Annotated in this window: 2 protein-coding genes; both read left to right on the forward strand. The window is 59.0% G+C overall.

Annotated features, from left to right (window positions below; all coding sequences use genetic code 11):
• The coding region (locus C8J30_RS18165) for an integrase core domain-containing protein (protein ID WP_146227878.1) at positions 1-114 on the forward strand (114 nt) is incomplete at its 5' end.
• A 523-nt stretch (positions 115-637) separates the two neighbouring features.
• A complete protein-coding gene (locus tag C8J30_RS18175) occupies positions 638-1345 on the forward strand; it encodes a hypothetical protein (protein ID WP_146227974.1) in 708 nt (235 codons plus the stop codon).
• The last annotated feature ends 665 nt before the right edge of the window (positions 1346-2010 follow it).

Genomic DNA, 2010 nt, shown 5'->3' on the forward strand with positions numbered 1-2010 from the left:
GCAGGCATCGGCAAATGGATCGACTTCTACAACACGCAGCGCCCCCATTCGGCGCTTGGCGGAAGGACACCGGTTGAGGCCCATCAGGGCCAAGACCTGAAGGCGGCGGCTTGATCAACGGGCAAGCTTAGCAACGCCGCAAATCTGTCCGGAAAACGGGGACCACCTCAAAGGAACCACGGTCTTTTGAACCGCGTCCCGTCCGCGACGCAAGTTTTCGATGCGCCGGAGCTCAGGAATCCGCTTGTTATTCTAATCCTGCTGTCTTGAGCTTCGCGCCGAATGTCCGCATTCCGATTTGATCGGATAGCCCCTCGCGACCGCAGCGAACTTCTGAAATCCGCCCTCACTTTGGTCTTGGACTCGTAGACCCGGTCGGCCCCGAGCGGCCGCGCGTCCGTCTTTACCGCCGCTGCCCTGCGGCACGTCGAAGCCGCCGTTCTCTGCATTTGCTCGATTTTGTTGGCGGTCGAGGTCTGGGCAGCGGGACGGAGCACCATTTCACCATCTTCGCACCAGAGTTGGATGTCTTCGCCGAGCATGTTGGTGCCTGGTTCAGATTCCTAGCCAGCACGCCCGCTGCCCGCTATTACCTTGGTGGCAAAGCAAGGATGAGAAAGGGAATAGGTCACCCGAAGTGCAAGACCGTTACGCAGGAGATGTTGGAGATTTTGTAAAGCTCGGCCTGCTGAGAGCTCTCTCACCGGGACGCCAATTGGGTGTCGCGTGGTACCGGTACCCGGACGAGAGCCACAACGGAGATGGGCGTCACATCACCTATCTCGACCAACCGCACCGGTACGAACATCTGGACCCGGCCCTGTTCAGACATCTTCGAAACATCACGAAAGACGCGCGCTCGATCAACTCGTTGTTGCCGGTGCTGGAGGGGGCGATCTCATCTGACGAGAGCGTGGACAGCGGTATGATATCGGCTCGTGAACGCCGTAACTGGCGCACCGCCTGGTTCAGGCATGTGATGGAGAGTCTATCCCATTGCGACCTGGTTTTCGCAGACCCCGATAATGGCATCATCGATGACGCCGATTGGCGAAGGGGGCGGAAAGAGTTCGGCAAGCAGATGCCCCTGGCAGAGGCACAGGAGTTGGCGAAAGGTCGATGCGCCGTGATCTACCATCACAATACCCGGCGGCGAGGTGGCCATGACGCCGAGGTCGATCATTGGCTGGGCGAGGTCGGGATGCCGGGCTTGGCAGTGCGGGCGACCGCCTTCAGTCCGAGGACATTCTTTGTGCTGAACCCCAGCGAAGAGATCGAGACAAGAATTAGAGAGTTCTGTCAGCATTGGGCTGGTTTGAAGGTGCGTCTGCACGGAGGTCAATAGTATCGCTGGGCTCCGATATTGAACGGCCCTCAGCCGCCGTTCGACTCTGAGTGATGCTGCGCTACTGCACTCCCGACAACGGTCATTCGACGGGCGCCGCAGCAATTTGGTCGTCGGATCGTTGGCGTCGCGGGCATTGAAACTTTTCGGCCGACAGCCCGATCATAGTGTCGGCCACTGCCCGATCATTTTGACCCTCGTGTGCGTCCCTCACACTTCGCAAGAATCTCTTAGGCGCGTTCTTCCGCAAACGGGCGTGAATCGAGTGCGAACCGGCGCTCCGTTGCATACCGTCGGACATCGTCCGTCGGCATAACCAGCCGCGACTGTCCAGTTGGCGCTCCACAGTTCTTTCCGGATTTCACGAACCAGCGATTGTTGCCGTAATGAGCAGACTTGTCCGTCCAAAGCCGCCCGCGCGGTCGAACTTCTGTGACCTTAGCCAGTTCGATACTTAGCAGCCTTAGACCGCCTTGAGGATTGTGGATCGCGACCTCGTCACCCACCACCCGAGACCGGAGGAATGCTTCGATTGCCTCCACCGACTGATCTGCGGCTGGATCTTCATAGTGGCCTGCTGCCGGTTTCGTGGACAGCTGGTTAAGCTAGCATAGCGCGGGCCTCGAACTCCATGGGGCTGAGATAGCCCAGTTTCGAATGCCGTC

This window comes from Rhodobacter viridis (genome assembly GCF_003217355.1).
GTDB classification, from domain to species: Bacteria; Pseudomonadota; Alphaproteobacteria; order Rhodobacterales; family Rhodobacteraceae; genus Rhodobacter; species Rhodobacter viridis.